Annotated in this window: 19 protein-coding genes; 5 read left to right on the forward strand and 14 right to left on the reverse strand. The window is 71.3% G+C overall.

All coding sequences use genetic code 11. The annotated features are described in order from the left end of the window. Positions 1-53: 53 nt before the first annotated feature. The 11 genes from secF to ACWDR7_RS01660 form a co-directional block, all read right to left on the reverse strand. Complete coding sequence (gene secF, locus ACWDR7_RS01610; protein ID WP_449853189.1) at positions 54-1,043, reverse strand: protein translocase subunit SecF; 990 nt, start codon at positions 1,041-1,043, stop codon at positions 54-56. After that, entirely contained in the window at positions 1,043-2,758 is a 1,716-nt protein-coding gene (gene secD / locus ACWDR7_RS01615; protein ID WP_449853190.1) for a protein translocase subunit SecD, read from the reverse strand. The genes secF and secD overlap by 1 nt, the downstream gene beginning before the upstream one ends. A 21-nt stretch (positions 2,759-2,779) precedes the next feature. Beyond that, positions 2,780-3,190 carry a preprotein translocase subunit YajC gene (locus tag ACWDR7_RS01620; RefSeq protein ID WP_449853191.1) on the reverse strand — a complete coding sequence of 137 codons (411 nt, stop codon included), beginning with the start codon at positions 3,188-3,190 and terminating at the stop codon, positions 2,780-2,782. Positions 3,191-3,287: 97 nt separating this feature from the next. Continuing rightward, positions 3,288-4,328, reverse strand: a complete 1,041-nt coding sequence (gene ruvB / locus ACWDR7_RS01625) for a Holliday junction branch migration DNA helicase RuvB (protein ID WP_449853192.1) — start codon at positions 4,326-4,328, stop codon at positions 3,288-3,290. Further along, positions 4,321-4,938 (reverse strand): Holliday junction branch migration protein RuvA, encoded by a 618-nt coding sequence (gene ruvA, locus ACWDR7_RS01630; protein WP_449853193.1) that lies wholly within the window; start codon positions 4,936-4,938, stop codon positions 4,321-4,323. Before ruvA ends, ruvB begins: the two co-directional genes overlap by 8 nt. Positions 4,939-5,074: 136 nt before the next feature. Further along, on the reverse strand, positions 5,075-5,629 hold the full coding sequence (gene ruvC / locus ACWDR7_RS01635; RefSeq protein WP_449853303.1) for a crossover junction endodeoxyribonuclease RuvC: 555 nt from the start codon (positions 5,627-5,629) through the stop codon (positions 5,075-5,077). A 91-nt stretch (positions 5,630-5,720) separates the two neighbouring features. Continuing rightward, positions 5,721-6,137, reverse strand: a complete 417-nt coding sequence (gene ndk / locus ACWDR7_RS01640; RefSeq protein ID WP_449853194.1) for a nucleoside-diphosphate kinase — start codon at positions 6,135-6,137, stop codon at positions 5,721-5,723. 41 nt (positions 6,138-6,178) lie between these two features. After that, positions 6,179-6,559, reverse strand: coding sequence for a DUF4233 domain-containing protein (locus ACWDR7_RS01645; RefSeq protein ID WP_449853195.1), 381 nt, complete (start codon positions 6,557-6,559; stop codon positions 6,179-6,181). Continuing rightward, positions 6,556-7,908, reverse strand: coding sequence for a bifunctional folylpolyglutamate synthase/dihydrofolate synthase (locus ACWDR7_RS01650; protein WP_449853196.1), 1,353 nt, complete (start codon positions 7,906-7,908; stop codon positions 6,556-6,558). Before ACWDR7_RS01650 ends, ACWDR7_RS01645 begins: the two co-directional genes overlap by 4 nt. Next, complete coding sequence (gene ileS / locus ACWDR7_RS01655) at positions 7,905-11,243, reverse strand: isoleucine--tRNA ligase (protein WP_449853197.1); 3,339 nt, start codon at positions 11,241-11,243, stop codon at positions 7,905-7,907. Before ileS ends, ACWDR7_RS01650 begins: the two co-directional genes overlap by 4 nt. A 370-nt stretch (positions 11,244-11,613) precedes the next feature. Continuing rightward, positions 11,614-12,450, reverse strand: a complete 837-nt coding sequence (locus ACWDR7_RS01660) for a DUF559 domain-containing protein (protein ID WP_449853198.1) — start codon at positions 12,448-12,450, stop codon at positions 11,614-11,616. A 234-nt stretch (positions 12,451-12,684) separates the two neighbouring features. Here ACWDR7_RS01660 and ACWDR7_RS01665 point away from each other — a divergent pair, with 234 nt between their 5' ends. The 4 genes from ACWDR7_RS01665 (at position 12,685) to ACWDR7_RS01680 (ending at position 18,338) form a co-directional block, all read left to right on the forward strand. After that, positions 12,685-13,341 carry a pentapeptide repeat-containing protein gene (locus tag ACWDR7_RS01665; RefSeq protein WP_449853199.1) on the forward strand — a complete coding sequence of 219 codons (657 nt, stop codon included), beginning with the start codon at positions 12,685-12,687 and terminating at the stop codon, positions 13,339-13,341. A 91-nt stretch (positions 13,342-13,432) separates the two neighbouring features. After that, a complete protein-coding gene (valS, locus tag ACWDR7_RS01670; RefSeq protein WP_449853200.1) occupies positions 13,433-16,000 on the forward strand; it encodes a valine--tRNA ligase in 2,568 nt (855 codons plus the stop codon). Then, positions 16,000-16,233, forward strand: coding sequence for a hypothetical protein (locus ACWDR7_RS01675; RefSeq protein ID WP_449853201.1), 234 nt, complete (start codon positions 16,000-16,002; stop codon positions 16,231-16,233). Before valS ends, ACWDR7_RS01675 begins: the two co-directional genes overlap by 1 nt. 62 nt (positions 16,234-16,295) lie before the next feature. After that, on the forward strand, positions 16,296-18,338 hold the full coding sequence (locus ACWDR7_RS01680) for a M3 family metallopeptidase (protein WP_449853202.1): 2,043 nt from the start codon (positions 16,296-16,298) through the stop codon (positions 18,336-18,338). Positions 18,339-18,395: 57 nt separating this feature from the next. On the opposite strand, the gene clpX is transcribed toward ACWDR7_RS01680, so the two are convergent. The 3 genes from clpX to ACWDR7_RS01695 form a co-directional block, all read right to left on the reverse strand. Next, entirely contained in the window at positions 18,396-19,667 is a 1,272-nt protein-coding gene (gene clpX / locus ACWDR7_RS01685; protein WP_449853203.1) for an ATP-dependent Clp protease ATP-binding subunit ClpX, read from the reverse strand. Between the two features lie 139 nt (positions 19,668-19,806). Then, positions 19,807-20,466: an ATP-dependent Clp protease proteolytic subunit gene (locus ACWDR7_RS01690; RefSeq protein ID WP_449853204.1), complete on the reverse strand. Its 660-nt coding sequence runs from the start codon at positions 20,464-20,466 to the stop codon at positions 19,807-19,809. Between the two features lie 21 nt (positions 20,467-20,487). After that, a complete protein-coding gene (locus tag ACWDR7_RS01695) occupies positions 20,488-21,075 on the reverse strand; it encodes an ATP-dependent Clp protease proteolytic subunit (protein ID WP_449853205.1) in 588 nt (195 codons plus the stop codon). A 215-nt stretch (positions 21,076-21,290) separates the two neighbouring features. Here ACWDR7_RS01695 and ACWDR7_RS01700 point away from each other — a divergent pair, with 215 nt between their 5' ends. Next, the gene (locus ACWDR7_RS01700; protein WP_449853206.1) at positions 21,291-22,262 is read left to right on the forward strand and encodes a TIGR03557 family F420-dependent LLM class oxidoreductase; all 972 of its coding nucleotides are present in this window, start codon (positions 21,291-21,293) and stop codon (positions 22,260-22,262) included. Positions 22,263-22,313 lie beyond the last annotated feature (51 nt).

Below are 22,313 nucleotides of genomic sequence, written 5' to 3' on the forward strand. Positions count from 1 at the left end.
CTCGCCTCCCCCAGCCCGCGGACTCGTTCATCCTACGCCCGCGGGCGAAGGGCTCAGGCGGTCCGAGCCGCACGCTCGCGTGCGTCGCGCACTCGCGCGTCGCGCTGCCGGACGGCGGGCTCCCGCTCGCGCAGCAGCGAGTACAGCGGGGCGGCCACGAACAGCGTCGAGTACGTCGCGACGATGATGCCGACGAAGATCGACAGCGAGATGTCCGAGAGCGTGTCGGCCCCCAGCCACAGCGCGCCGATGAAGAGGATCGCGGCCACGGGCAGCGCGGCGACGATCGACGTGTTGATCGAGCGCACGAGGGTCTGGTTCACCGCGAGGTTCACGGATTCGCCGAACGTGCGATCGGAGATCTCCCCGTCGTCGCGCGTGTTCTCCCTGATCTTGTCGAACACGACGGTCGTGTCATACAGCGAGTACGCCAGGATCGTGAGGAAGCCGATGACCGCCGCCGGCGAGACCTCGAAGCCGGCGAGGGCGTAGATGCCGATCGTCACGACGAGCACGTCCACGACGCCGACGATGGCCGCGACCGACATCTTCCAGGTGCGGAAGTAGATCGCGAGGATCAGGAACGTCAGCGCCAGGAAGATGCCGAGCCCCCACAGCGACTGCCGCGTGACGTCCGCACCCCAGGTGGGGCCGATGAACGACGACGTGATCTCGTCGGCGGAGACACCGTACGCCTCGGCCAGTGCGTCGCTGAGCTCGCGCGCGTCGTCGTCGCCCAGCTGCGCGGTCTGGACCCGGATGTCCTGGCCGCCGATCGTCGTGACCCGCGCCGCCGACTCCGGCACGATCTCGTCGACCACGTCGGAGGCGATGAGCTGGTCCGTCGTCTCGGGGCCGGAGATCGTGAACTGCGATCCGCCCGTGAACTCGATGGACGGCGAGATGCCGCGCACGAAGGGCACGAGCGCCGAGAGCAGCACGAGCGCGATGGCGATGAGGAACCACAGGTTGCGCCGTCCCACGAAGGGGAACGAGGTCTTGCCGGTGTAGAGGTCGTTGCCGAGCTCGTTGAATGAGCGCATCAGGCGTCTCCCTCCCCCGTCTTGCCGGGTTTCTCGGCGGCCGCGAGCTCGGCGGCCCGCTTGCGCTCTGCGATGGTCTGGCGGCGCTCGGCCTCGGCGACGGAGCGCTTGGCCCTGGCCACGGGCGCGACCGACCGCTTGAACTCCGCGCGGCCGCGGTAGACGGCGCCCAGCGCGGCGGGGTCGAGGCCCGAGAGGCGGTGCCCGCCGCCGAAGAAGCGCGTGCGGGCGATGAGCTGCATGACCGGGTGCGTGAAGATCACGAAGATGAGCACGTCGAGCGCGGTCGTGACGCCGAGGGTGAAGGCGAAGCCCTTCACCGTCGCGTCGGCGAGGATGTACAGCACGACCGCCGCGAGCACGTTGATCGACTTCGAGATGTAGATCGTGCGCTTGGCGCGATCCCATCCGTCCTCGACGGCCGACGTGATCGACTTTCCGTCGCGCAGCTCGTCGCGGATGCGCTCGAAGTACACGATGAACGAGTCGGCCGTGAAGCCGATCGTCACGATGAGGCCCGCGACGCCCGCGAGCGACAGGCGGTAGCCGAGACGCCACGAGAGCAGGCAGAGCAGGATGTACGTGAGCACGCCCATCACCACGAGCGACGCGATGATGACCGAGCCGAGCGCGCGGTACGACAGCAGCGAGTAGAGCGCCACGAGCGCGAGGCCGATGAGGCCGGCGAGGAGGCCGATCTGCAGCTGCTGCTCGCCGAGGGTGGCCGAGATGGTGTCGGAGCTGACCACCGTGAAGCTCAGCGGCAGCGCGCCGAACTTGAGCTGATCGGCGAGCTCCGAGGCGCTCTCCTGGTTGAACGATCCCGAGATGCTCGGGCGGCCGTCCATGATGACCGCGTTCATCTGCGGGGCCGAGATGACGTCGCCGTCCAGGACGAACGCGAACATGCTGCGCGGGTCGGACGGGTTCTGCTGCCCGAGCGCGTAGAGGCGCTGGCTGACCTGACCGAACACGGTGGTGCCGTGGTCGTCGAGGTCGAGCTGCACGGCCCACTGGCCGTTCGTCTGGTCCACGGTCGCGGCGGCGTCGTCGATGGAATCGCCCGTGATCTCCACCGGGCCGAGCACGTACTTCGAGCCCGCGCCGTCACATGCGATGACCGGCTCGTCCGCCGCCGCCGACGCGGGGTCGACGTCCGGATCGGCGCAGTCGAACGCGAGGTAGCGGGACCACAGGTAGTCCGACACCCAGTTCGGATCGGACCCGTCGGTCGGCTCGATGGAGGGCGTCGCGGGCAGCGCGGTGTCCGGCGCCGGGTATGGCGTCTCCTCGCCGTCCTCGCCCACGAAGCTCGTGGCCGCATCGCCCGCGTAGATGACCGAGCGCAGCTCGAGCTGCGCGCTCGCCTCGATCCGGTCGCGCGTCTCGTCGTCGATGCGCCCGGGCATCTGCACGACGATGTTGCGCGCGCCCTGGGTCGTGACCTCGGCCTCGGCGACGCCCGACGCGTCGACGCGCTGGCGGATGATCGACACCGCCTGCTGCATCTGCTCGCCCGACGGGTCCGCGCCCTCGGTCTGCGCCTCGAGCACGATCTGCGTGCCGCCCTGCAGGTCGAGCGCGAGCTCGGGCAGCCAGGACGACTGCTTGAACACGTACACGCCGAGCGCGTTGGCGCCCGCGAGCACGGCGGTCAGGATGAGGAGTCCCGTCAGGGCGCGCCACGCGCGCCGCACAGGGGTCGGTGTCGCCACGTCTCAGCTTCCGTGCGGGGGTTACTTGGCGTCGTCGTCGCCGCGGAGCTTCTCGATGCGCTCCCCGTTGAGCGTGTAGCCGTCGGCGTCCGTGGTCTCCTGCTCGGTGACGTCGTCGTCGGTCGCGACGTCCTCCGCCTCGTCCGCGGCGGTCTCGGCGGCCACCGTCTCGGGCACCAGATCCACCGCCTGCGCGTGCACCTCGGCGATCACGCCGGGGGCGATCTCCACCTTGGCCGGCTGCGTGAGGTCCTCGGCGTCGAACTCGACGAGCGTGCCGAACAGGCCCGAACGCGTCATGACGCGCGCGCCCGGCACCATCTGCGTGCGGCGCTGCTCCTCCAGCTCCTGGCGCTTCTTGGCGTTGCGGCGCGAGCTGATGAACATGAACACGACCATCACGGCCAAGACGACGAGGAGGAGCAGATTCATGTCCATACGGATGCAGCGACCTTTCGGGGGTGGACGCCCGCCGTCGGCGGCGAGAGCGTGAGAGACGCCGAGTCGGGCCGGCGCAAGTCTTCAGCGATTATAGGTCATCGAGGGGAACGGCCCCCGACGCCCCGAGCGGGTGCGCGACGCCCAGATGCGCGTACGCCTCCGGCGTCGCGACCCGCCCGCGCGGCGTGCGGCCCATGAAGCCGATGCGCACGAGGTACGGCTCCACGACGCTCTCGACGGTGTCGGCCTCCTCGCCGACGGCCACGGCGAGCGTGCTCAGCCCGACGGGTCCGCCGCGGAAGCGGCGCACGAGCGCGTCGAGCACGGCGCGGTCGAGCCGGTCGAGGCCGATCGCGTCGACGTCGTACAGCTCCAGGGCGGCGCGCACGTCGCTCAGCTCGGGCGCCGCACCGTGCGCGTGCACGAGCGCGTAGTCGCGCACGCGGCGCAGCAGCCGGTTGGCGATGCGCGGCGTACCGCGCGAGCGCATGGCGATCTCGGCCTGCTGCTCCGGGCCGAGCCGTACCCCGAGCATGGCCGCCGAGCGCTCGACGACGCGCTCCAGCTCCTCGGGCTCGTAGAACTCCAGGTGCGCCGTGAAGCCGAAGCGATCCCGCAGCGGGTTGGGAAGCAGGCCCGAGCGCGTCGTGGCGCCCACGAGCGTGAACGGCGCGAGGTCGAGCGGGATGCTCGTCGCGCCGGCGCCCTTGCCCACCATGATGTCGATCCGGAAGTCCTCCATGGCCAGGTAGAGCATCTCCTCGGCGGAGCGCGCCATGCGGTGGATCTCGTCGATGAAGAGCACCTCGCCGGGCGTGAGGCTTGACAGGAGCGCGGCCAGATCGCCCGCGTGCTGGATCGCCGGGCCGCTCGACATGCGCAGCGGGCGGGCGCTCTCGTGCGCGACGATCATCGCGAGCGTCGTCTTGCCGAGGCCCGGAGGGCCCGCGAGCAGGATGTGGTCGGCGGGGCGATCCTGGATCCGCGCCGCGTCGAGCAGCAGCTGCAGCTGGCCGCGCACCTTGTGCTGGCCCACGAAGTCCGCCAGGCTGGCCGGCCGCAGCGCGCCCTCGATCGCCAGCTCGGTCTCGTCCTGCGGCTGGGGCGAGGCGGCGTCGCGCTCAGACACGGGCACCGCCGTTCGCCGGCCCGAGTGCCGCGAGTGTGAGGCGCAGCAGGGCCTGGACGGAGGCGCGGTCGGCCTCCGAGGCCCCCTCGGCGGCGGCCGCGACGGCCTCGCCGGCCACGCGCTCGGGCCAGCCGAGTCCCGCGAGGGCCTGCGTCACCTGGGCCAGGACGTCTCCGGCCACGCCCTGCGGGGCGGCGGCGGGGGCCGACGGCGGCGCGAGCTTGCCCTGCAGCTGCACGGCGATCAGCTTGGCCGTCTTGGGCCCGATGCCCGACACCTTCCGGAACGGTCGGTCGTCTTCGGCCTGCACGGCCGCCGCGATCCGGTCGATGCTCATGGCCCCCAGCACGCCGAGCGCCGACTTCGGTCCGACGCCGCTCACGCCGAGCAGCGTGCCGAACACGTCGAGCTCGGCACGGGTGGCGAAGCCGAAGAGCGACAGCGCGTCCTCGCGCACGATCAGGTGGGTGTGCAGCGCCAGCTCCTCCCCCGGCCGCGCGCCGCGGGCGACCTCGGGCACCACGGCCACGGAGAAGCCGACCCCGCCGACGTCGAGCACCACCGAGTCGAGGCCGGCGTGCAGGACGTCGCCGCGCAGGAACGAGATCATGCCTCCACCCTACGCATCCGTTCGCACATCCGTTCGAGCCACGCGGATTCCCCGTCCCCCTGCCGCGAGACAGCAACTGCGCGCCGAGACCGCGTCGTTACGCCGCTGTCTCGGCTCCCGATGCTGTCTCGCCGATTCAGCGGCGCGCCGGGGCGCGGCGGGAGCGCCCCTCGGCCTCGGCCCACGCGCGCTGCGCCGGGGTGAGCGCGCCCTCGGGTGCGGCCGCGGGGGCGCCCCGCCACGCGTGGCAGAGCGCGAGCGCGAGGGCGTCGGCCGCATCGGCGGGTTTGGGCAGCTCGTCGAGCCGCAGCACGCGCGCCACCATGTGCTGCACCTGCGCCTTGTCGGCCGAGCCGTAGCCCGTGATGGCGGCCTTGACCTCGCTCGGCGTGTGCGTCGCGGCGGGGATGCCGTGCTCCGCCGCGAGCATGAGCGCCACGCCCGAGGCCTGCGCCGTGCCCATGACGGTCTGCAGGTTGTGCTGCGCGAACACGCGCTCGACCGCGAGCACCTCGGGTCGGTGCGCGGCGAGGGCCTCGCGGATGCCGCGCGCGATCGCGGCAAGCCGCTCCGCCACCGGTGCGTCCGGCGCCGAGCGGATCACGCCGACGTGCACGAGCGTGGCCGAGCGGTCGCGCGCGACGTCGACGATCCCGACGCCGCAGCGCGTCAGCCCCGGATCGATGCCCATGATGCGCCGCGTGCTCACCCCGCCACGCTAAGCGCCCCCTCCCGCGGGCCGGTGAGGCGCGCGGAAGGGAGCGCTGAGTGAGCCTCGGGCGTCAGGCGAACCAGATCTCGAGCTCGCGCGCGGCCGACTCGGGCGAGTCCGAGCCGTGCACGAGGTTCTGCTGCACGGCCACGCCCCAGTCGCGGCCGTAGTCGCCGCGGATCGTGCCGGGTGCGGCGGTGGTGGGATCCGTCGTGCCGGCGAGCGAGCGGAAGCCCTCGATGACGCGGTTGCCGGCGACCCGGATCGCGACGACGGGCCCCGACATCATGAACTCCAGGAGCGGCTCGTAGAACGGCTTGCCCTCGTGCTCGGCGTAGTGCTTCGCGAGGAGCTCGCGGCTGGGCTCGACCAGCCGGATGTCGACGAGGGAGTAGCCCTTCGCCTCGATGCGAGCCAGGATCGCGCCCGTCAGGCCGCGCGCGACGCCGTCGGGCTTGACGAGGACGAGGGTCTCTTCGGTGGCCATGGATGGTCCCTTCGTGTGTTGCGGATCTCGAGTCGGCGACGTCAGCCGTCGGCTCCGGCGCGCTGCGCGCTCACGCGGCTCTCGATGCGCGCCCCACCGATCGTCGCATACGCCCACATCCCGCCGAAGATCAGCGCGATGAGCAGGATCGCCGGCACGAGCAGCGCGCCGAGGGCGACGACCGCCTGCAGCGCCCAGCCGAGGGCGAATCCCCAGTCCCAGCGCAGCAGACCGGAGACGGCGAACATGAGGACCGCGACCACCGATCCGGCGACGATCCCCCACCAGGAGGGCATGCCGTCCGGCATCGCCTGGAGCCCGTGCACGGTGAGGCCGCCGAGGAAGACGACGATCGCCTCGAACACGAGCACGACCTGGCCCAGCTTCTCGGGCAGCGGGCGGTAGCGGAGCGGGCGGCTCATGCGCTCCACCCCGACTTCCAGTCCTCGCTCTCGGCCAGCACGAGCGCCTCGCCCGCGAGCACGACGGATCCGGCGACCACGACGCCGCGCTTGGGTGCCGATGCGGCCCACTCGCGCGCCGCGTCGGCGGCGTCGGCCAGACTCGGGTGGACCGTCACGCGCAGTCCGGCGGCCTCGGCCATGTCGGCGAGGTCGTCCGGTGAGGCCGACCGGTCGGACTCGGGGTTCGTCGCGAACACGTGCGCCGCGACGGGCGCGAGCTGCGCCACGATGCCGGCCGCGTCCTTGTCGGCGAGCACACCGAGCACGACGCCCCACTCCTCGAAGTCGAAGGACTCGCGCAGCGCCTGCGCCAGCGCGGCGGCGCCGTGCGGGTTGTGCGCCGCGTCGACGACGACCGTCGGGTCGATGCCCACCAGCTGCAGGCGCCCGGGAGAGGTGGCCTCCTGCAGCCCCTCCGTGAGCACCTCGTCCGTGATCGCCTGCGAGGCGTCGCCGATCAGCGCCTCCACGGCCGCGATCGCGAGCGCCGCGTTCTCGCCCTGATGGCGACCGAGGATCGGCAGGTACTGCTCGGCGTACTCGCCGGCGAGCCCGCGCACCGTGATGAGCTGGCCGCCCACGGCGAGCTTCTGCTCGGCGAGCGCGAACTCGCGGCCTTCGAGCGCCAGGTTCGCCTCGCGCTCCCCCGCCACCCGGCGCAGCACGGCCTCGGCGGCCGGCACCTGACGCGCCGAGACGACGCGCGCGCCCTGCTTGATGATGCCGGCCTTCACCTCGGCGATCTTCTCGATCGTGCCGCCCAGGCGATCCGCGTGATCCATGTCGATGGGTGTGAACACCGCGACGTCGCCGTCGGCCGTGTTGGTCGAGTCCCACGATCCGCCCATGCCCACCTCGAGCACGAGCACGTCCACGGGAGCGTCGGCGCAGGCGACGAACGCGAGCACGGTGAGCAGCTCGAAGAACGTCAGCGGCTCCTCCCCCGCCTCACGCAGTTCGGCGTCGACCATGCCGACGAAGGGCTCGATCTCGTCCCACGCGTCGGCCACGGCCGCGTCCGCGATCGGCTCGCCGTCGACCTGGATGCGCTCCGTGAAGCGCTCCAGGTGCGGGCTCGTGAACAGGCCCGTGCGCAGCCCGTGCGCGCGCACGAGGCTCTCGATCATCCGCGCCGTCGAGGTCTTGCCGTTCGTGCCCGTGATGTGCACGACGCGGTACGTGCGCTGCGGGTCGTCCAGCAGCTCGAGCACGCGCGCGGTGCGCTCCTTGCGCGGCTGCACCCAGCGCTCGCCCGCCCGCGCGAGCAGCGCCTCGTAGACGGCGTCGGCGCGTTCCCGGTCGTTCATCGCTCTCCGATCTCGGCGGTCTCGACGACCACGCGGGTCACGGCCACCTGGAAGTCGCCGGCGTTGGCATACGTGCCGGCCGGCACGGTCGCGACGTGCTCGGCGTCGCCGCCGAACGCGCCGTCGCGCACCTCCGCCTCGACGGCCAGCGTCTCGCCCGCCACGTCCGCGGCGTCGAACGCCTGCCGCACGGCGGCGGCGTCGTCGGCCGACGCGAACGCCAGCTCGAGGCGGATCCGGTCGCTCACGTCGAAGCCCGCGGCCTTGCGGGTGTCCTGCACGGCGCGGATGATGTCGCGGGCCAGGCCCTCGGCGGCCAGCTCGGGCGTCACCACCGTGTCGAGCAGCACGAGGCCGCCGCCCGGCAGCAGCGCGAGCGCCTCGCCCTCGGGTCGGCCCGTGGTCTCGAGCACGAGCTCGTACTCCCCCTCCTGCAGCTCGATGCCGCCGGCCGTGACCACGCCGTCGCGCTCCGACCAGTCGCCCGACTTCGACGCCGCGATCACCTGCTGCACCTGCTTGCCGATGCGCGGGCCGAGCGCGCGCGCGTTGACCGTGAGGCGGTGCGAGATGCCGTAGGCCGCCGCGGTGTCCTCGCCGAACTCGACGAGCGAGACGCTCTTGACGTTCAGCTCGTCGCGCAGGATGTCCTCGAACTGCGTGAGCTCGGCGGCGCCGGGCACGACGACGGTGAGCCGCGCGAGCGGCAGCCGCACGCGCAGCCCCTCCTTCTTGCGCAGCGCGTTGGCGATGCTCGAGACCTCGCGCACGGCGTCCATCGCGCGGCGGATGTCCGCGGCCGGCGCGAACTCGGCCGCGTCGGGCCAGTCGGTCAGGTGCACGCTGCGCCCGCCGGTGAGTCCCTGCCACACGCGCTCGGACACGAGCGGGATGAGCGGCGCGGCGACCCGGCACAGGGTCTCGAGCACCGTGTAGAGCGTGTCGAACGCCTCCGTGCTCTTCGGATCGTCGGTCACGCCCGTCCAGAACCGGTCGCGCGAGCGGCGGATGTACCAGTTGGTCAGCACCTCGGCGAAGTCGCGGAGGCGGGCGGACGCCGTCGTCGAGTCGAGCTTCTCGAGGTCGTCGGCGACGTCGCGCACGAGGTCGCCGAGCAGCGCGAGGATGTGCCGATCCAGCACGTCCGTCGAGTCGGTGCGGCGCGTCGCCTCGTAGCCGGCGGCGTTCGCGTAGGTCGAGAAGAAGTACCACGAGTTCCACAGCGGCAGCAGGAACTCGCGCACGCCGGCGCGGATCCCCTCCTCCGTGACGATGAGGTTGCCGCCGCGCAGCACGCTCGACGACATGAGGAACCAGCGCATGGCGTCGGAGCCGTCGCGATCGAACACCTCCGACACGTCGGGGTAGTTGCGCAGCGACTTCGACATCTTCTGGCCGTCGTTGCCGAGCACGATGCCGTGGCACGAGACGCCGGTGAACGCGGGGCGGTCGAACAGGGCCGTGGAGAGCACGTGCATGACGTAGAACCAGCCGCGCGTCTGGCCGATGTACTCGACGATGAAGTCGGCCGGCGCGTGCGCGTCGAACCAGTCCTTGTTCTCGAACGGGTAGTGCACCTGCGCGAAGGGCATCGATCCGGAGTCGAACCAGACGTCGAAGACGTCCTCGATCCGGCGCATCGTGCTCCGCCCCGTCGGGTCGTCGGGGTTCGGGCGCGTCAGCTCGTCGATGTACGGGCGGTGCAGGTCGACCTCTCCGCGCTCGTTGCGCGGCAGCCGGCCGAAATCGCGCTCGAGCTCCTCGAGCGAGCCGTACACGTCCACGCGCGGGTGGTTCGGGTCGTCCGACTTCCACACCGGGATGGGCGAGCCCCAGAACCGGTTGCGGCTGATCGACCAGTCGCGCGCGCCCTCGAGCCACTTGCCGAACTGGCCGTGCTTGACGTTCTCGGGCGCCCACGTGATCTGCTCGTTGTTCGCGAGCAGGCGGTCCTTGATGTCGGTGACGCGCACGAACCAGCTCGAGACGGCCTTGTAGATGAGGGGGTTCCGGCAGCGCCAGCAGTGCGGGTAGCTGTGCTCGTAGGACTGCAGGCGCAGCAGCCGGCCCTCGCCTCGCAGCTTACGCACGATGTCCATGTTGGCGTCGAGCCACAGCTCGCCCTCGAAGTCGGAGACGAACGAGAGGAAGCGGCCGTCGTCGCCGAGCGAGACGATCGTCGGGATCCCGGCGGCGTCGTTCAGGCGCTTGTCGTCCTCACCGTAGGCGGGCGCCTGGTGGACGAGGCCGGTGCCGTCGGACGTCGTGACGTAGTCGTCGACGAGGATCTGCCAGGCGTTCTGCATGCCCCACGTCTCGACGTCGGCGAAGTAGTCGAACAGCGGCTCGAAGCGCACGTCGCCCAGCTCCGTGCCCGGCACGCGGATGCGGATCGCGGCGCGGGCGTCGTCGGCGGACTCGTAGCCCAGGTCCTTCGCGTAGCCGGCGAGCAGATCCTCGGCGAGCAGGAACTCGGCGCCCTCGGCGCCCTCCTTCGCGCCGTTCGGCCCGACGGGCACGACCGCGTACGAGATGGCGGGCCCCACCGCGAGCGACGCGTTCGTCGGCAGGGTCCATGGCGTCGTCGTCCACGCGAGCGCGCGCACGCCCTCGAGGCCCAGCGCCTGCGCCTTCTCGCCCGTGAGCGGGAACGACACCGTCACCGACGGGTCCTGCCGCGTCTGGTAGACGTCGTCGTCCATGCGCAGCTCGTGGTTGGACAGCGGCGTCTGGTCGCGCCAGCAGTACGGCAGCACGCGGTACCCCTCGTACGCGAGGCCCTTGTCGTGCAGCGTCTTGAACGCCCACAGCACGCTCTCCATGAACGTGGGGTTGAGCGTCTTGTAGCCGTTGTCGAAGTCCACCCAGCGGGCCTGGCGCGTGACGTACGCCTCCCACTCGTCCATGTAGCGCAGCACCGACTCGCGGGCCTTGCCGTTGAACGCCGCGATGCCCATGTCGACGATCTCGCTCTTCTCGGTGATCCCGAGCTGCTTCATCGCCTCGAGCTCGGCCGGCAGGCCGTGCGTGTCCCAGCCGAAGACGCGGTCGACCTTCCGTCCGCGCATGGTCTGGAAGCGCGGGAAGAGGTCCTTGGCGTACCCGGTGAGCAGGTGGCCGTAGTGCGGCAGGCCGTTGGCGAACGGCGGGCCGTCGTAGAACACCCACTCGTCGGCGCCCTCGCGCTGCGCGATCGAGGCGCGGAACGTGTCGTCCGCCTCCCAGAAGCCGAGGATGTCGCGCTCGATGTCCGGGAAGCGCGGGCTCGCCGCGACGCTCGACGGGGCGGCGGCCTGCTCGGCCGCGGGTCCGAACGGGGACTTCGGGTAGGTCATCTCACTCCAGCAGTTCCAAGGGGACTGCGAGGACGACCCGTGCTGTGCAGCCCCGGCCGCGGTACCACCCCGCGTTGCGACGCGTCCCGGAGGACGCGCCACCACTCTCACTGCGGCTGTGACGGGCCTGCCCCGCGCGGTTCTACTGAGGGCCGAGGCCCCGTTCTTCCGCGTGCTCCCCGGTGATGGCCGGATCGATGCGTTTCGTCGATTCTACGCGCCCGGCGCTCGCGTTTCTGCACGTTCACGAGCGGATTCCGCGCCCGCCCCTCGCGTGCCGCGCGTAAGCTCACAGAACGCGACGTCGTCCACACGGATATCGAGTCACGCCTGTGCGGGATGACGACATCTGTGCGCGAAGGCGCGGACGTCACCGTCCGCTCGGCGCCAGATGAAGACCTCGCGCGATCGCTCCCGTGATCATCGCCTGCACGGCGGGCCACTCATGCAGCACCTGGCGATAGCCGATCCGGATGACGTGATAGCCGGCGAGGCGCAGCTGCGCGTCGTGGGCGTTGTCCTGCAGGCGCTGGGCGTCGACGTGATGGCCGCCGTCGATCTGCACCACGAGGCGCTCGCCGATCAGGAGGTCGACGCGGTGGCCGAGGATCCACGCCTGCTGCTGCATCGGGAGTCCGAGCCACCGCAGTCGCGACACGACGAGGCTCTCCGTCCCGGCATCCGAGTACGGACTCGCCTCCGCGAGGATCCGCCGCGCATTGGGCCCGAGCGGCAGCGTCGCCAGCTGGTCGATCACGACCAGCCTCTGTCGGATCGCCGACTCCCAGACCGCGAGCGCCTGCTCATGGGGTTGGCAGTCCGACACCAGCGCGAGGGCGTTCTCCACCGGATCCTCGAGCGCCCCGGGATCACGCGGCACGATTGGCTTCGCCCAGTGCACATGCGCCGTCGTGGGTCGGCGGAGGGCGCGCCCGGGCGTCGCGGCGACGTGCATCGCACTCGCGCCGACGTCCCACAGCCCCCTGCGCGCCGCCAGCGTCACGCATGTGACCACGACCCCGACCGCCGCCGCCGCGGTCAGGACCGGATCCGCATCGGTCGTGGCGACCCACCCCCGCGCCGGCCGGACGAGCTCTCCCCGCGCGACAGCCCGGTCGATCGCATGCCGGCTTCCGCCCACGGCGTCGCGCAGCACCGTCGTCCGCATCACCCCGCCGTGCCGACGCACGACCGACCTGTAGCTCATGTCGTCACGGTCTCACCCGCTGTCCCCCGAGCACCCGATGCCCGCCCTCTCTGTGGAGAGATCCCGGCACTCCGGCACCCTGTGAGCGAGCGCTGCCTCCGCGCGCAACCTCCCAGGCCTGGCCTTCGTCAACACCTGCAGCGCATATCTCGTGTGCGTGAGGACGAAACCTGTGCGGGAAGGCGCGGATGCCACCAACCGGCGCGATGAACCCGATCCGCATAGGCTCGGCCCATGGCTCGCACGAAGGCTCGTCCGATCGCGCCGCGCGTCGGCGCGCCCGACCTGCCGCGCGAGTTCACGGACGCCGTGGCCGCCCCGCGTCGGGAGCTGCGGCAGGCCCGGCTGGGCGGGCTGACCGGCGACGTCGATCTCTCGCATGCGTCGCTCGAGGAGTGCGTGATGCCGTCGCCGTCAGTCGACGCGATCGCCCTGCGGGGCGCGACGCTCATCGACGTCGAGGTGTCCGACATCCGCGCCGTCGCCGTCAGCGCGCGCGACGCGACCCTGCGCCGCGTCCGCATCGCGGGCGGTCGGATCGGCACGCTGGATCTCGCCGACGCGCGCGTCGCCGAGCTCGAGCTGGTGGATGTGCGCATCGACTACCTGTCTCTGGCCGGTGCGCGCGTCGAGGACCTGCGCATCGCGGGGTGCGACATCCGGGCCCTGGACCTGCCGCAGGCACAGCTCACCCGCGTGGCGTTCACCCGGTCGCGCGTCGACGAGCTCGACCCGCGCGGCATGCGGGCGACGAACGTGGACCTGCGCGGGCTCGACATGCTCGCCTGCCTCGACGTGCTCGCGCTGCGCGGAGCGACGCTCACCTCGGATCAGGTGCAGCTGCTCGCCCCGGCGTTCGCCGCAGCGGCCGGGATCGACGTGCGCGACTGATCCGAGAGCGCGCCGCCCCGTCCCGGTAGACTCGGCGCACCAGCACACTCAGGCACGCACACACCGTGCCGCACATAGCGAGGAGCGTCACATGACCGCGATTCCCGACAAGCCCGCCCTCGAGGGCCTCGAGGCGAAGTGGGGTGAGCGCTGGGAGCAGGACGGCACGTTCCTCTTCGACCGCGACGCCGCCCGCGCCTCCGGTCGCGCCGGGGTCTACTCGGTCGACACGCCCCCGCCCACGGCCTCGGGGTCGCTGCACATCGGCCACGTGTTCTCGTACACGCACACCGACGTCAAGACGCGCTTCGAGCGCATGCGCGGCAAGACGGTGTTCTACCCGATCGGCTGGGACGACAACGGCCTGCCCACCGAGCGCCGCGTGCAGAACTACTACGGCGTGCGCTGCGACCCGTCGCTGCCGTACGACCCCGACTTCACGCCGCCGTTCGAGGGCAACGCGAAGAGCCTCAAGCCCGCGGATCAGGTGCCCATCAGCCGCCGCAACTTCATCGAGCTGTGCGAGACGCTCACGGTCGAGGACGAGAAGACCTTCGAGTCGCTGTGGCGCCAGCTCGGCCTGTCGGTGGACTGGACGCAGACCTACCGCACCATCTCGGACGACACGATCCGCACGAGCCAGCTCGCGTTCCTGCGCAACTACGAGCGCGGCGAGGCGTACCAGGCGCTCGCGCCCACGCTCTGGGACGTGGACTTCCGCTCCGCGATCGCGCAGGCCGAGCTCGAGGACCGCGACCAGCCGGCCGCCTACCACCGGCTCGCGTTCCACAAGACCGATGGATCCGGCGACATCCTCATCGAGACCACCCGGCCCGAGCTGCTGGCCGCGTGCGTGGCGCTCGTGGCGCACCCGGACGACGAGCGGTACCAGCCGCACTTCGGCACGACCGTGACCACGCCGGTGTTCGGCGTCGAGGTGCCGGTGCTCCCCCACCCCCTCGCGCAGCCGGACAAGGGATCGGGCATCGCGATGATCTGCACGTTCGGCGACATGACCGACATCGTGTGGTGGCGCGAGCTGGATCTGCCCAACCGCACGATCATCGGCCGCGACGGCCGCGTCGTGGCCGAGGCCCCCGAGGCGATCACCTCGGAGGCCGGGCGCGCCGCCTTCGCCGAGCTGGCAGGCAAGACCGTCTTCAGCGCCAAGAAGCGCATGGTCGAGCTGCTCGAGGAGTCGGGCGAGCTGATCGAGGTCGGCAAGACCTTCCAGCACCCCGTGAAGTTCTTCGAGAAGGGCGACCGTCCCCTCGAGATCGTCTCGACCCGCCAGTGGTACCTGCGCAACGGCGCCCGCTCCGAGCAGCTGCGCGAGCGCCTGCTCGAGCTGGGCCGGCAGATCGAGTGGCACCCCGAGTTCATGCGCGTGCGCTACGAGAACTGGGTGAACGGTCTCACGGGCGACTGGCTCGTCTCGCGCCAGCGCTTCTTCGGCGTGCCGATCCCCGTCTGGTACGGCCTCGACGAGAACGGCGAGCGGGACTACGCGCGGGTGCTCGTGCCCGATCTCGTGTCGCTGCCCGTCGATCCCTCGACCGACGTGCCGCCCGGCTACACCGAGGAGCAGCGCGGCGTGCCCGGCGGCTTCGAGGCCGAGACCGACGTGTTCGACACGTGGGCCACGTCGTCGCTGACCCCGCAGCTGGCGGCCGGCTGGGAGCGCGACGCGGAGCTGTGGGATCTCGTGGCGCCGTTCGACGTGCGCCCGCAGGGCCAGGACATCATCCGCACCTGGCTGTTCTCCACCCTGCTGCGCAGCGCGCTCGAGGACGACAGGGCGCCCTGGGCGCACGCGTCGATCTCGGGCTTCATCGTCGACCCCGACCGCAAGAAGATGTCGAAGTCGAAGGGCAACGTGGTCACCCCGGCCGACATCCTCGCGCAGCACGGATCGGACGCCGTGCGCTACTGGGCGGCCTCCAGCCGCCTGGGCGCCGACGCGGCCTTCGACCCGCAGAACCCGACGCAGATCAAGATCGGTCGCCGCCTGGCGATCAAGGTGCTCAACGCGGCGAAGTTCGTCCTCGGCTTCGAGGCGCCCGCCGGCGCCGCCGTCACCGAGGCGCTCGACCTGTCGATGCTCGCGGCGCTCGACGAGGTCGTGACGCAGGCGACCGCGGCGCTCGAGAACTACGACCACGCGCGCGCCCTCGAGCTCACCGAGGCGTTCTTCTGGACGTTCTGCGACGACTACCTCGAGCTCGTGAAGGAGCGCGCGTACACGGGCGGGGACGCCGGCGCCTCGGCGGCCGTCGCGCTGCGCACGGCCCTGTCGACGCTGCTGCGCCTGCTCGCGCCGGTCATCTCGTTCGCGACCGAGGAGGTGTGGTCGTGGTTCCAGGACGGTTCCGTGCACCGCGCCCCGTGGCCGGAGCCGTCGGGCCTCGGTGGCGACCCCGCCGTGCTCGCGGCCGCGAGCGAGGCGCTCATCGGCATCCGCCGCGCCAAGACCGAGGCCAAGGCGTCGCAGAAGACCCCCGTCGCCGTCGCGACGATCGCCGCGCCCGCCGCGCGGACCGAGCTGCTGCGCGCCGCCGAGGCCGACCTGCGTGCGGTCGGGCGGATCGCGCAGCTCGAGTTCGTCGAGGGCGAGCAGCTCGCCGTCACCCGGATCGACCTGGCCCCCGAGGAGGCATGATGCAGCTGGGAACGCGCTGGTCCGCGGGCGATGAGCCGCCCCGCTCGGTGCCGCAGGAGCTGCGGGAGGAGATCGCCCGCGTCGAGGCGACGCTCCCGCCCGGGCAGCCGGCGCCCTCGTGGACGCTCACGTGGCTCGAGGGTCGGCCGATCGCCGAGCTCGCCACCGGCATCGAGGTGCGCCTGGACGATGACGGCCGCGCCGTCGCCAGCCGCTTCGATCCGATGGAGTGACGCGCGTCGCGACCCGGCCGGATCACGCGATCGGCCGGGTCGCGCGCACGTAGGCTGACGGGGTGACTGATCTGGACTTCAACCCCCTTCTCGCCCCCTCGCCGCTGCCGTACGGCGTGCCGGACTACGCCGCGATCCGGCCCGAGCACTATCTGCCCGCCTTCGAGCGCGCGTTCGCCGAGCACCGCGACGAGGTCGCCGCGATCACGGCGCAGACGGACGAGCCGACGTTCGAGAACACGATCGAGGCGCTCGAGCGCTCGGGCCGCCTGCTCGATCGCGTGAGCCGCGCCTTCTACACGGTCAACTCGGCCCACGCGACGCCCGAGATCCAGCAGATCGGCGAGACGCTCGCGCCGCTGCGCGCCGCGCACGACGACGCGATCCAGCTCGACGCCGCGCTGTTCGCCCGCATCGCGGCCGTGCACGACCGCCTCGACGAGCTCGCCCTCGACGCCGAGCAGCGCTACCTCGTCGAGCGGCGCTTCCGCGAAATGCAGCACGCCGGAGCCGGCCTCGACGAGGCGGCCAAGGCCCGGCTCACCGAGCTGAACACGCGCCTGTCGACGCTCACGACGCAGTTCGAGAAGAACCTGCTCGCCGACACGAACGAGCTCGCGCTGGTCGTCGACGACGCCGCCGAGCTGGACGGGCTGACCGAGGGCGAGATCTCGGCCGCGCGACAGGCGGCCGCCGATCGCGGAATCGATGGCCACCTCATCTCGCTCACGCTGTACACGGGCCACCCGTACCTCTCGTCGCTCACGAACCGCGGCGTCCGCGAGCGACTGCTGAACGCGTCGCGCTCGCGCGCCTCGCGCGGCAACGAGAACGACAACGCGCAGGTGCTGCTCGAGATCGTGCGCCTGCGCGCCGAGCGCGCCCGCCTGCTGGGATACGCGAGCCATGCGGAGTACATCACGTCCGACCAGACCGCCGGCTCCCCCGCCGCCGTCGAGGAGCGGCTGCGCCGTCTCGCCGGCCCCGCGGCGCGCAACGCGCAGCGCGAGCGCTTGGCGCTCGAGCAGATCGCGGACCACCCGATCGAGGCGCACGACTGGGCGTTCTACACCGAGAAGGTGCGCCAGGCCGAGTACGACCTCGACACCGCCGCCCTGCGCCCCTGGTTCGAGGCCGAGCGCGTGCTCCAGCAGGGCGTGTTCCACGCCGCGCACGGGCTGTACGGGCTGACGTTCCGCGAGCGGGCCGACATCCCCTCGTACCACCCCGGCGTGCGCACGTTCGAGGTGTTCAACGAGGACGGCTCGCCCCTGGGCCTGTACCTGCTCGACCTCTACACCCGCGACACGAAGCGCGGCGGCGCGTGGATGAACTCGATCGTCGTGCAGTCGCGACTGCTGGGCGACGAGCGCCCCGTCGTCGTGAACAACCTCAACGTGCCGCAGCCGGCCGAGGGCTCCCCCACGCTGCTGACGCTCGACGAGGTCAACACGCTGTTCCACGAGTTCGGGCACGCCCTGCACGGCCTGTTCGCCACCGTCACCTACCCGCACTTCGGCGGTACCCAGGTGTACCGCGACTTCGTGGAGTTCCCGAGCCAGGTGAACGAGATGTGGATCCTGTGGCCCGAGATCGTCCGCAACTACGCCGTGCACCACGAGACCGGCGAGCCGCTGCCGGACGACGTGATCGAGCGACTGCAGGCGTCGGGCACGTTCAACGAGGGCTTCGCGACGAGCGAGTACCTCGCGGCCGCGTGGCTCGACCAGGCCTGGCACACCCTCACCGTCGAGCAGGCGGCCGAGGTGCGCGACGTCGCGGCGTTCGAGGCGGCGGCCCTCGCCGACATCGGGCTGGACGACCCGGCCGTCCCGACCCGCTACTCGTCGACGTACTTCCAGCACGTGTTCGCCGGCGGCTACAGCGCCGGGTACTACTCGTACATCTGGAGCGAGGTGCTCGACGCCGACACGGTCGAGTGGTTCCACGAGAACGGCGGCCTCACGCGGGCGAACGGCGACCGGTTCCGCGAGCGCCTGCTGGGCGTGGGCGGATCGAAGGACCCACTCGAGGCGTACCGCGACTTCCGCGGCCGCGACGCCGAGATCGAGCCGCTCCTGAAGCGCCGCGGCCTCACGGCCTGACGCACGAAGGAGGCCCCCGGATCCGCGGATCCAGGGGCCTCCTTCACGTCCTGACGCCTACGCGCTCTTCTTCTTCTGGGCGAAGACGAACGTCGGCTCGCCGCCGTCCTCCACCGCCGCACGCGTGACGATGACCTTGACGATGTCGTCGTTCGACGGGATGTCGAACATGATCGGGCCGAGCACGTCCTCGAGGATCGCGCGCAGGCCGCGGGCGCCGGTCTTGCGCGCCACCGCGAGGTCGGCGATCGCCCGAAGCGCGTCCTCCTCGAACTCCAGCTGCACGCCGTCGAGCGCGAACATGTGCTGGTACTGCTTCACCAGGGCGTTGCGCGGTGTCGTGAGGATCTCCATGAGCGCGTCCTGATCGAGCGGGTTCACCGACGCGATCACGGGGAGACGCCCGATGAACTCGGGAATGAGGCCGAACTTGTGCAGGTCCTCGGGGAGCACCTCGCCGAAGAGGGTGTTCTCCTGGCTCTTGTCGTGCAGCGGTGCGCCGAAGCCCACGCCGTGCTTGCCGACGCGCTCGGAGACGATATCCTCCAGGCCCGCGAAGGCGCCCGCCACGATGAACAGCACGTTCGTCGTGTCGATCTGGATGAACTCCTGGTGCGGGTGCTTGCGGCCGCCCTGCGGCGGCACGGAGGCGACCGTGCCCTCGAGGATCTTCAGCAGCGCCTGCTGCACGCCCTCGCCCGACACGTCGCGCGTGATCGAGGGGTTCTCGGCCTTGCGCGCGATCTTGTCGACCTCGTCGATGTAGATGATGCCGGTCTCGGCGCGCTTGACGTCGTAGTCGGCGGCCTGCAGCAGCTTGAGCAGGATGTTCTCGACGTCCTCGCCCACGTAGCCGGCCTCGGTCAGCGCCGTCGCGTCGGCCACCGCGAACGGCACGTTGAGCCGCTTCGCGAGCGTCTGCGCGAGATACGTCTTGCCGCAGCCGGTCGGCCCGAGCATGAGGATGTTGCTCTTGGCGACCTCGACGTCCTCGGCCTTCTGCTCGGCGGGGCGCAGCTCGCTGCGCGCGCGGACGCGCTTGTAGTGGTTGTAGACGGCCACGGACAGGGCGCGCTTGGCGTCCTCCTGGCCGATGACGTACTCCTCGAGGAAGTGGAAGATCTCGCGGGGCTTGGGCAGATCGAACTCGGCGGCCTCGCCGTCGGACGACGACTCCGCCATCCGCTCCTCGATGATCTCATTGCACAGCTCGACGCACTCGTCGCAGATGTACACGCCCGGTCCCGCGATCAGCTGCTGGACCTGCTTCTGACTCTTGCCGCAGAAGGAGCACTTGAACAGGTCGGCGCTCTCACCGATGCGTGCCATGGGTCCTCCTGAGCTGATCCTGTCGGGTCATGGTCCCGAGCCTAGCCGCTGCCACCGACACGGGCGTGTTGCCGCGCGCCCGGCGCGTATCCGGTCCATAACGAAGGCCCCGGCGTCTCCGCCGGGGCCTTCGCCATCGTCACTTCGAGACCGGGCCTCGCTTGCGGGTGCTGAGCACCTGGTCCACCAGGCCGTACTCGACGGCCTCGGCGGCGCCGAGGATCTTGTCGCGGTCGATGTCCTTGTTCACCTGCTCGATCGAGCGGTTGGAGTGCTTCGCGAGCGTCTCCTCGAGCCACGTGCGCATGCGCAGGATCTCGGCCGCCTGGATCTCGATGTCCGACGCCTGCCCGTGACCGGCCTCGCCGACGGCGGGCTGGTGGATGAGCACGCGCGCGTTCGGCAGCGCGAGGCGCTTGCCCGGCGCGCCGGCGGCGAGCAGCACGGCCGCGGCCGAGGCGGCCTGGCCGAGCACGACGGTCTGGATCTGCGGCGAGATGTACTGCATCGTGTCGTAGATCGCCGTCATCGCCGTGAACGATCCGCCCGGCGAGTTGATGTACATGATGATGTCGCGGTCGGGGTCCTGGCTCTCGAGCACCAGCAGCTGGGCCATCACGTCGTCGGCGGACGCGTCGTCCACCTGCACGCCGAGGAAGATGACGCGGTCCTCGAACAGCTTGTTGTAGGGGTCCTGGCGCTTGTAGCCGTAGGCCGTGCGCTCCTCGAACTGCGGCAGGATGTAGCGGCTCGACGGAACCTGGAAGCCCTGCGGCGTGGAGGTGTGGGGGGTGTGCATCTCTCCTGTTGTCCTTGTCCCTCAGTTGCGATCCGTGCCGCCGGCGCCGACGACGTCCTGCGCGTGCTCGCGGATGTGGTCGACGAAGCCGTACTCCAGGGCCTCCTCGGCCGTGAACCAGCGGTCGCGGTCGCCGTCCTCGTTGATCTGCTCGACGGTCTTGCCCGTCTGCGCGGCCGTGATCTCGGCCAGGCGGCGCTTCATGTCGAGGATCAGCTGGGCCTGCGTCTGGATGTCGCTCGCCGTGCCGCCGAAGCCGCCGTGCGGCTGGTGCAGCAGCACGCGCGCGTTCGGCGTGATGTAGCGCTTCCCCTTGGTGCCGCTGGTCAGCAGCAGCTGGCCCATCGACGCGGCCATGCCGATGCCGACCGTGACGATGTCGTTCGGCACGAACTGCATCGTGTCGTAGATCGCCATGCCGGCCGTGATCGAGCCGCCGGGCGAGTTGATGTAGAGATAGATGTCCTTGTCGGGGTCCTCGGCGGCGAGCAGAAGGATCTTCGCGCAGATCTCGTTCGCGTTCTCGTCGCGCACCTCCGAGCCAAGCCAGATGATGCGGTCCTTCAGCAGCCGGTCGAAGGCACTCTGTGCCATCAGCGGTTCGGGCATTCTCACTCCATTCGATGGTGCGTCGATACGACACTACCGGCGGGCCCCCGTACCCCCGGCCTTGTTCGCCGTCGGCATAGGAGCGTGTCAGCGCCGGCGCCCGTAGCACTCCCCGCGCCCGCGTCCAAGCCCTCGCGGCATCGCGCGCGGGCGTCCTAGCGTGGGCGGCGTCGGCCGTCGCGCCGCGGCCGATCCCCCGAACGAGAGAGGTGACCATGACGCGATTCGGATACACCCTGATGACCGAGCAGAGCGGACCGAAGGAGCTCGTCGGCTACGCCGTCGACGCGGAGCGCGCGGGCTTCGACTTCGAGGTCATGAGCGACCACTACTCCCCCTGGCTGGCCTCGCAGGGGCACTCCCCCTACGCGTGGTCGGTGCTGGGCGCCGTCGCGCACGCCACCGAGCGCGTCGGCCTCGCCACCTACGTGACGTGCCCCACCATGCGCTACCACCCGGCGGTCGTCGCGCAGAAGGCGGCGACCGTGCAGCTGCTCGCCGACGGGCGGTTCACGCTGGGCCTCGGCGCGGGCGAGAACCTCAACGAGCACGTCGTGGGCGAGCGCTGGCCGGGCGTCGACGAGCGCCACGACATGCTCGAGGAGGCCGCGCTCATCATCCGCGAGCTGCTGACGGGCGAGCTGGTCACGTGGGAGGGCGAGCACTTCCGCGTGGAGTCGGCCCGGCTCTGGGACGCGCCCGACGGCGGCGTGCCGATCGGCATCGCCGTGTCGGGCGAGAAGTCGCTCGAGCGCTTCGCGCCGATCGGCGATCACCTCATCACGACGATGCCGGACGCGACGCTCGTCGAGGGCTGGGGCGCGCGCACGCGGGGCGTGGACCCGCGCGCCATCGGCCAGGTTCCGATCTGCTGGGCACCCGACGCGGACGAGGCCGTGGCGCTCGCGCACGATCAGTTCCGGTGGTTCGGCGGCGCGTGGCGCGTGAACTCCGATCTGCCCACGCCCGCGGGCTTCACGCAGGCGACGCAGTACGTCCGGCCGGAGGACGTCGCGCAGTCGATCGCGTGCGGTCCCGACCTCGACGCGCTCGCCGAGAGCGTGCGGCCGTTCCTCGACGCCGGCTTCACCGACATCGCCCTCGTGCAGGTGGGCGACCGGCACCAGCAGCGCTTCCTGGACGAGGTGGCCGAGCCGCTGCTCGAACGCCTGCGCGCGCTCGGCTGAGCGGGCGGGAACGACGAAGGGGCGGGCGCATCGCGCGCCCGCCCCTTCGTG

Source organism: Microbacterium sp. NPDC003461, assembly GCF_053588335.1.

Coding starts and splice junctions, on each gene's coding strand:
- ACWDR7_RS01665 (WP_449853199.1), top strand. CDS start 12,685: ATGGCTCGCACGAAGGCTCGTCCGATCGCGCCGCGCGTCGGCGCGCCC.
- valS (WP_449853200.1), top strand. CDS start 13,433: ATGACCGCGATTCCCGACAAGCCCGCCCTCGAGGGCCTCGAGGCGAAG.
- secF (WP_449853189.1), bottom strand. CDS start 1,043: ATGCGCTCATTCAACGAGCTCGGCAACGACCTCTACACCGGCAAGACC.
- ruvA (WP_449853193.1), bottom strand. CDS start 4,938: ATGATCTCGTTCCTGCGCGGCGACGTCCTGCACGCCGGCCTCGACTCG.
- ileS (WP_449853197.1), bottom strand. CDS start 11,243: ATGACCTACCCGAAGTCCCCGTTCGGACCCGCGGCCGAGCAGGCCGCC.
- ACWDR7_RS01660 (WP_449853198.1), bottom strand. CDS start 12,450: ATGAGCTACAGGTCGGTCGTGCGTCGGCACGGCGGGGTGATGCGGACG.
- ACWDR7_RS01645 (WP_449853195.1), bottom strand. CDS start 6,559: ATGAGCCGCCCGCTCCGCTACCGCCCGCTGCCCGAGAAGCTGGGCCAG.
- ACWDR7_RS01650 (WP_449853196.1), bottom strand. CDS start 7,908: ATGAACGACCGGGAACGCGCCGACGCCGTCTACGAGGCGCTGCTCGCG.
- ACWDR7_RS01675 (WP_449853201.1), top strand. CDS start 16,000: ATGCAGCTGGGAACGCGCTGGTCCGCGGGCGATGAGCCGCCCCGCTCG.
- ACWDR7_RS01690 (WP_449853204.1), bottom strand. CDS start 20,466: ATGCACACCCCCCACACCTCCACGCCGCAGGGCTTCCAGGTTCCGTCG.
- ruvC (WP_449853303.1), bottom strand. CDS start 5,629: ATGGGCATCGATCCGGGGCTGACGCGCTGCGGCGTCGGGATCGTCGAC.
- clpX (WP_449853203.1), bottom strand. CDS start 19,667: ATGGCACGCATCGGTGAGAGCGCCGACCTGTTCAAGTGCTCCTTCTGC.
- ACWDR7_RS01700 (WP_449853206.1), top strand. CDS start 21,291: ATGACGCGATTCGGATACACCCTGATGACCGAGCAGAGCGGACCGAAG.
- ndk (WP_449853194.1), bottom strand. CDS start 6,137: ATGGCCACCGAAGAGACCCTCGTCCTCGTCAAGCCCGACGGCGTCGCG.
- ACWDR7_RS01620 (WP_449853191.1), bottom strand. CDS start 3,190: ATGAATCTGCTCCTCCTCGTCGTCTTGGCCGTGATGGTCGTGTTCATG.
- ACWDR7_RS01695 (WP_449853205.1), bottom strand. CDS start 21,075: ATGCCCGAACCGCTGATGGCACAGAGTGCCTTCGACCGGCTGCTGAAG.